General features: G+C 50.6%; 5 protein-coding genes. All 5 read left to right on the forward strand.

The window, feature by feature from the left end:
* Window positions 1-270: 270 nt before the first annotated feature.
* The 5 genes from hemG to EJP87_RS03605 all read left to right on the forward strand — a co-directional run bounded on the left by hemG (window position 271) and on the right by EJP87_RS03605 (window position 7,369).
* Window positions 271-1,713, forward strand: coding sequence for a protoporphyrinogen oxidase (gene hemG / locus EJP87_RS03585; protein WP_130470496.1), 1,443 nt, complete (start codon window positions 271-273; stop codon window positions 1,711-1,713).
* A gap of 35 nt (window positions 1,714-1,748) precedes the next feature.
* A complete protein-coding gene (gene dnaQ, locus EJP87_RS03590) occupies window positions 1,749-2,486 on the forward strand; it encodes a DNA polymerase III subunit epsilon (protein WP_130470497.1) in 738 nt (245 codons plus the stop codon).
* Complete coding sequence (locus tag EJP87_RS03595) at window positions 2,487-5,693, forward strand: nitrate- and nitrite sensing domain-containing protein (protein ID WP_130470498.1); 3,207 nt, start codon at window positions 2,487-2,489, stop codon at window positions 5,691-5,693. It begins immediately after the preceding gene.
* Window positions 5,686-6,894 (forward strand): GNAT family N-acetyltransferase, encoded by a 1,209-nt coding sequence (locus EJP87_RS03600; protein WP_130470499.1) that lies wholly within the window; start codon window positions 5,686-5,688, stop codon window positions 6,892-6,894. Before EJP87_RS03595 ends, EJP87_RS03600 begins: the two co-directional genes overlap by 8 nt.
* A gap of 262 nt (window positions 6,895-7,156) precedes the next feature.
* Complete coding sequence (locus EJP87_RS03605) at window positions 7,157-7,369, forward strand: cold-shock protein (RefSeq protein ID WP_130470500.1); 213 nt, start codon at window positions 7,157-7,159, stop codon at window positions 7,367-7,369.
* Window positions 7,370-7,450: the final 81 nt, after the last annotated feature.

Here is a 7,450-nt window from a genome sequence, read left to right on the forward strand (position 1 = left end):
ACAGAGATGGTTGCCATCCAAAGCATGCTTGCCGATGGATTGCTGGAGGAAGAGGGAGATCTCTTGCGTGTCAAACCGGCAGGGAGATTGCTGATTCGTAACATTTGTATGGTTTTTGATTGGTATTTGAGCAACGCTCAACAGAAAAAAAGCTTTTCTAAAACGATTTGAATAAAAAAAGCGGATAAGATCAGCAGGCAGCCTGCTCATCCGCCAACCGTTGTTGAAGCAATGCAGTGGTTTCTCTAATCGCAAAGAGGGAAAGAAACAGTGGTCGTTGTCATTGGCGGCGGTATCTCTGGACTGTCGGTTGCTTGGTTTTTGCATACCCACAACATTCCGGTGCGGGTGTTGGAGGCGCGCGACCAACCGGGCGGAGCCATTCTGACCTCATGCAAACAAAACTATCGAGTGGAGCATGGTCCCAATTCCACTCTGCAAAAACCTGGTCATCCCGATGATGCTTTAGGCCGTTTGATTCAGCAATTGCAGTTGGAGCCCCATCTGCAGGTTGCCAATCCCTTGGCTTCTCGCCGCTATATCCTGCGTGATGGTCAACTGAAAGCCTTGCCTGGCTCTCCACCCGCCTTTTTTCTCTCCTCCTTTTTTAGCTGGCATGCCAAATTGCAACTGTTGGCAGAACCTTTTCGGGCGCCGGGCACAGAGGAAGAGAGTATTGCCCAATTTGTTCGTCGCCGCCTGGGAGAAGAGTTTTTTCAATATGTGATTGATCCCTTTATCTCCGGTGTCTATGCCGGTGATCCAGAACAGCTTTCGGTGCAAGCGGCGGTGGCAAAAATTTATGCTTTGGAACGAGATCATGGTTCCCTGTTGCGCGGAGCCCTGCATCAGGGTCGTGTACTGAAAGGAGCCGGTCTGCCGAAGGGACGGATGATCTCTTTTGATCAAGGTATGGGTCTGCTGCCGACACGCATTGCCCAACAGTTGCCAGAGGGTGCACTGCGTAGCCGTTTCAAGGTGTTGAGTCTGGTTCCCAATCGTCAGGGGGGAGGTTGGCAGATTTATGGGGTCAATGTTTTACCGGATGGAAGAGTAGCCGGCAAAACAGAAAAAATGTTGGCCAAAGCGGTGGTATTGTCTGTACCCGCTCCGGCAGCAGCCCAACTGGTTGCTCCCTTTGCCAAAATAGCTGTCTCTGCCTTGCGCGCTATTCCCTATGCCCCCATTGCCAGCATTGCCCTTGGTTATTCTCGTGCCTTGATTCCCCATCCTTTGGATGGTTTCGGCTTTTTGATTCCTCGACGGGAGGGTTTGCCCCTGCTGGGAACCCTCTTTTCTAGCACGCTGTTTAAGGATCGTGCCCCGGAAGGGCAGGCACTGTTAACCTCATTCATTGGTGGCGCTACCCAACCCGCATTACTGCAACAGACCGATGGCCAACTGATTCGCCAAGTCGAACAGGATTTGGGTCACTGTTTGGGAATGATGCCTCCAGTCGATTTTGTCTATTTGACCCGCTATTCGGCAGCCATTCCTCAATATACCTTGGGACATCTGCAGCGTATACAACAGGTGGATGCCGATTTGGCCCCTTTTCCTGGTCTCTATCTGCGAGCCAACTGGCGTGATGGTATCTCTGTTGCTGATTGTGTACGCAATGGGGAGAAGGTTGCAGAACATATTGCTGCCGATTATGCAAACCTTTTTGTCCACAAGCGCTCCCGCAATACGGGAGCGGCTGTGGCCACCTGATTTTTGATACCTTTGCCGGATATTGAGCCCCTCTCATGAAACGCTTCATTGTATTGGATACGGAAACCACCGGTCTGAACCCTGCCGAGGGTGATCGCATCGTGGAGATCGGTTGTATTGAAATGCTGCATACCCGTCGCGGCAAGCAATTTTACTCTTTGATTAATCCAGAGCGGGATATTCCTGCCGATGCGGTGCGTATTCATGGAATTACCCAGGAAAAGGTAGCCAACGCTCCCCGCTTTGCCGATCTGGTTGACTCTTTTCTGGCCTTTATTGGTGACGATACCCTGGTTATTCACAACGCCTCTTTTGATATAGGATTTTTGAATGCTGAATTGGCACGCCTACAGCGCCCCCCACTCAGCATGAACCGGGTTATCGATACTATCCCCCTCGCCCGACGTAAATTTCCTGGTCTTTCTGCCTCTTTGGATGCTCTGTGTCGACGGCTGAAAATTGACAACAGCCAGCGTACCCTGCATGGCGCACTTTTGGATGCCGATCTTTTGGCCTCCGTCTATCTGGAGTTGACCGGTGGCAGCCAGTTACGCTTGGAGTTGACCGATGTGCCCTCTTCATCCGCTCAAGAGGTGCAATCCATGCCTGTGCATACTGTCAGCAGCTCTGCCGTTGTTTTACCCGTTCGTCACTGGCCACTGTCGGAGCAGGAGCAGACGGCACATGCCAACTATTTACAGCGCATACAACGAGATTCTGGGGCCTGTATCTGGTTGCAAGTTGATCTTACTTCAGCCGCTCAGGAGAGATAAATGCGCTGGCTGCCTTCACAGCTTTTACAAGAGCGCTGGCTGCTCTGGTTGCTGCCATTGACCATCGTGGTTGGCTATATTTGGTTTCATATCAGTGATGAATGGTATGCCTGGAACCGTTCCGAGGTGCAACAACATTGGACGAGCAATGTGAGTGAGTTGACCAATCTGGTTTATGAACTGCAGAAAGAGCGCGGCTACTCCTCCGGCTATTTGGCCAGCAACGGCAAGCAATTTCGAGCAGAACTGCAGATGCATCGTGCCAATACCGACCAGCATATACAACAGCAGATCATTTATCTTTCTGGACATACTCCTTTCAATGAAGAGGATGCCAATTTTCATTTATTGCTGGAAGAGATGTTACGGGAATTATCCCAATTGGAGTTGGTGCGTCGACATGTGGATGGACGAACGGTAGAGGCTCATGAAGCCATTGAAAATTATACTGGTTTTGTAAAAATAGTTCTGAAATTGATCAGCAAATTGGTTATCCAAATTGCCGATGTCGAACTGGTCAACCGTTTTTTTGTATTGCCTTCCTTGTTGCGTATCGGAGAAACATTGGGACAAGAGAGGGCTTTGTTGACCGATGTGTTTACCTCCGATCGCCTGTTGCCGGGCATGTATGAACGGTGGAATGGGTTGCAGGGAGAACGCGAGGCCCATATCGAAACTTTGCTGGCCCTATCCTCCAATCGTTATCGGGATATTTTCCAGGCGATGGACAACGAAGCGACACACAGCCAATTGAACCATTTTCGCTCGTTGATCGTCAGTCGCCATGCCGAGGGAGGATTTGCCGTAGACCCAAAAGAGTGGTTTGATGCGGCCACACGGATGATTGATCTGTTGCGGGATTTGGGGAGTACAATTCAGAAAGATACGCATTTGTTGGCAGCACAACGCATTCGTTTGGCTGCCAGGCAATTTTGGAAGCAGATGGCCGGAGGTATACTCCTATTGTTGGCGGTAGGTGCCTTGGCCATGGTGGCCACACTGGCCGGACGCAGCCGCATATTGCTGCGCGAGGTTGCAGAACGCAAACGGCACGAGGCTGAATTGAGCAAATTGCATCATGCTCTTGATCAAACCCCGATGACGGTGGTGATTACCGATATTGCTGGCACCATCGAATATGTCAATAAAACCTGTATTCAATCAACAGGTTACAGTCAGGAAGAGTTGTTGGGTCAAAATCCGCGTCTTTTGAAAACCAATTATACCAACAAAGAGGTTTATGCCACCATGTGGCGTACCATATTGGCTGGTGAGGTATGGCAGGGTGAGTTTTATAATCGTCGCAAGGATAAAGGCTGTTATTGGGAGATGGCTTCCATTTCGCCAGTACGGGATCCAGAAGGAAATATTCGCCATTTTTTGGCTATCAAGGAGGATATTACCGCCAAAAAGCTGCAGGAAAAGGAGGATAATTATCGGCGCAAGCTTTTGGAAATGGTGGCTTCCGGGGCTACGTTGGAGGAGATCTATGGCCTGGTTATGCAGTATGTCGAGGAGCTGTTTCCAGGAGTGGTATCCTGTTTTGCCATGGTCAATCGGGAGGAGAATCGCTTGCACTGCCTGACGGCACCGCGCTTGCGCAACAGTGGTCTGGCTGATTATCGCTGTCCGGCAGAACAGGGTATTGCGGTACAAAGTGAAGCAACCCCTTGTGCCATTGCCGCCCATCGCAAAGAGCTGATTTTACTCGAAAGCATTGATCAACAAACTCCCTGGTCGGCAAATGAGGGAAATATATGTCGCTTTGGTGTCCAGAGCTTTTGGTCGATTCCGATCATTGGTGAAGGTGGGGAGGTATTGGGCACCTTGGCCGGTTATGATCGGGAAAAACGTTTTGATGAGCATTTTTTTGGTAATCGTCTGGCGCCTTTGTTGCAACTGGTTGGCATTGCCATCAAGCGGCAACATCGGGAAGAGGCGTTGCGGATAGCGGCCAGTAAAGCGGATGCTGCCAACCGTTCCAAGAGTGCCTTTTTGGCCAATATGAGTCATGAAATTCGTACCCCGTTGCACGCCATCATCGGAGCATTGGAGCTGGCACAGGACTCTTCACCTGTCAGCGAGCATAGAGAACAACTGCAACTGGCATATGGTTCGGCACGTGCTTTGCTGATTTTGATCAATGATCTATTGGATTATGCCAAGATTGAGGCCGGACAGTTGCGATTGGATCTGGCACCGTTCAATCTGCCGGACTTGCTCAAAGAGCTGACAGCAACCATGGCTATTCCAGCCCGTAAAAAGCGTATTTTGTTGAGCTGTTCCCTGCCGGATGATTGGCCGGTGACGGTGTATGGTGATGGCAATCGGCTCAAGCAGGTGTTGATCAATCTGTTGGGTAACGCCATCAAGTTTACTCCGGAAGAGGGATCGGTGGAGCTGCGTGGTGAACTGATAGCCACACATGACGAAGAGTTGGAGTTGCTGTTTGATGTTCGTGATACTGGTGTAGGGATTCCAGAGGAGAAGCGGCAACGAATTTTTGATCGCTTTACCCAGGCCGATGAGAGTATTACCCGTCGTTTTGGTGGCACAGGTTTAGGTTTGGCCATCAGTCGGGATTTGGTAAACATGATGGGAGGGCGTATTGCTGTGGAGCCCAATCCGGCGGCACCTGTGGGAAGCCGGTTTTATTTTACCATTCGCGTCAAGCTCTTATCTGCAGGAGATGTGGCAGCTCTTATCCCGGCCAGCCATGAAAAAACATCCTTGTTGTCTGCAGCAGCCTCGGAAGAAAAAGGGACACAAGAGAGCTCTTTGTTGGCGGAAGCGGCCATTTTGGTGGTGGACGATCAACCGACCAATCTTAAAATCACCCAGGGCATGTTGGTACGCTTGGGCTGTCGCAAAGAGCAGATTGTCTGTGTGGCCGATGGTCTGCAAGCGGTAGAGCGTTATCAAACTGGTCGTTTTGATTTGATATTGATGGATTGTCAGATGCCGGTCATGGATGGCTATCAGGCCAGTCGGGCCATTCGGCAGTGGGAACAAGAACGTGGCAAACGACCGATTCCGATCATTGCTTTTACTGCTGATGTCACGGAAGAGAGCCGCCGCAATGGTGTGTCGGCAGGCATGGATGATTTTTTAAGCAAGCCGGTATTCATGGTTCCATTGCGACAGATGTTGGATATCCATTTGGGGCGCAAAGCGGAAGCTGTGGATATGCAGGAGAATAATGGTTAAGGGCATGGAGCAACCACTCTGGCAGGTGCGCTGGGTGGATTCGGTAGAAGAGATTGCTGCCGAATTGTGGGAGCTCTGTTTTCCACCTCCGTTGGAAGGAGTCTGGTGGTATCGGGCTTTGGAACGGAGTGGTTTGCAGGAGCAGTTTCGTTTTTTATATGCTCTGGTATTCCATGACGGAGAGGCGGTAGCCATCGCTCCCGCTTTTGTGATGGATGTGCCTCTGGATATTATTGCCCCTCCCTGGTGTTTGCCCCTGCTGCGTCTGTTGAGCCGTCTGGCCCCCTCTCTGCCCTATCAGCGCACCTTGTTTATCGGTTCACCCTGTTCAGAGCAGGGGAGCGTAGGCAGCCTGCCAGGAGTGGAGCGCCTACCTCTCCTGGAGAGCATACAGCGCACTCTCCCCGAACAGGCAAAACGCTTGCAGGCGCCGATGATCGTGTGGAAAGATTTTGCCGAATCCGATGGAGCGCTTTTGCGCACACTGGCGGCAAACCATGGTCTGTTTGCCATGACCAGTTATCCGGGTACTGTATGTGCGCTGCCAGAGGATAAAGAGAGCTATTTGCGCACTCTGTCTGGCAGTCGTCGTCACCAACTCAAAAAAAAATGGCGGCGCAGCGCGAGCGCCGTGGCGGTCGAAATGAGTGTGTTGCAACAGCCGGATGCAGAGAGCTTGCAAGAGATCCATGCACTGTTTGAACAGACCTATCAACGCGCAGAAACCAAATTTGAGCGACTCAACAGCGCTTTTTTTCAGTGGATTGCTCTGTCTCCACCAGCCCATTTTTTGCTGTTGCGGGAAAAAGAGAGCAAGGATCTGCTGGCTTTTATGCTCTGCTTTCGTTTTCCCGGTTATGTGGTCAATAAATTTGTCGGGTTTGATTATCAGCGCCCGCGAGAGTGGTTGCTCTATTTTCGTCTGTGGGAGGCCGCAGTGGATTGGGCGTTGGCCAATGGGGCCCGGTTTATTCAAAGTGGGCAAACTGTCTATGGTGCCAAAATCGCAGTCGGACATCTTTTGGTTCCTCTGACCAACTATGGCAGGCATCGCAACCCTGTTGTGCATTGGATTTATGGCAAAATTGCCCCCGGCATCTCCTGGCAGAGTCTGGATGATGACCTGGCCAATTATCTGCAAAGCCACTCACTTGCCTCCTTGAGCACTGTGTCTGAGGAAGATAAGGACAAAAAGTGTTAGTGTTTTCAGGAAAAATGAATTGACATGAGAAGATTTTCGATGTAGGGTCACTGATCTTTTCTTAGTTGGTGGTCGTTATCTGACAGCAAGCCAGAGCCTGAAACCAATGCCTCATCCTTTCGGAAATAAAGCATTTTCCGCGCGGTTCCGACTCCTTTACACAATTCCGGTCTTTCCCTTGTCCGGTCTTCGTCCAGCCATGAGTCTGCCAACCAGCACGCACCACCATGATCTTTCTTTGATTCTAGCAGGAGCATAACAGATGGCAACTCGTGAAATCGGAACCGTCAAATGGTTCAACGACAGCAAAGGATTTGGCTTTATTGAACGGAGTGGAGGTAAAGGGGATGCTTTCGTCCATCATAGCTGCATCAACGGTGAAGGCTTCAAAACCCTTGCCGAAGGACAGCGGGTCGAATTTAATATTACCCAGGGTGAAAAAGGGCCAAAAGCAGAAAATGTGACACCTTTATAAGCGATCGTGCCACAAATGCCGCCCGTTGTTGTTGACCGGGCGGCTTTTTGTGAGCGATTTGCCGCAGCAAACGAGAGTTGG

Origin of the sequence: Candidatus Magnetaquicoccus inordinatus, assembly GCF_004217665.1 — a bacterium.
Lineage (GTDB): Bacteria > Pseudomonadota > Magnetococcia > Magnetococcales > Magnetaquicoccaceae > Magnetaquicoccus > Magnetaquicoccus inordinatus.

Excerpts from the sequence above, each read along its gene's own strand:
- dnaQ (WP_130470497.1), top strand. The coding sequence starts at position 1,749 with ATGAAACGCTTCATTGTATTGGATACGGAAACCACCGGTCTGAACCCT.
- EJP87_RS03595 (WP_130470498.1), top strand. The coding sequence starts at position 2,487 with ATGCGCTGGCTGCCTTCACAGCTTTTACAAGAGCGCTGGCTGCTCTGG.
- EJP87_RS03600 (WP_130470499.1), top strand. The coding sequence starts at position 5,686 with ATGGTTAAGGGCATGGAGCAACCACTCTGGCAGGTGCGCTGGGTGGAT.
- EJP87_RS03605 (WP_130470500.1), top strand. The coding sequence starts at position 7,157 with ATGGCAACTCGTGAAATCGGAACCGTCAAATGGTTCAACGACAGCAAA.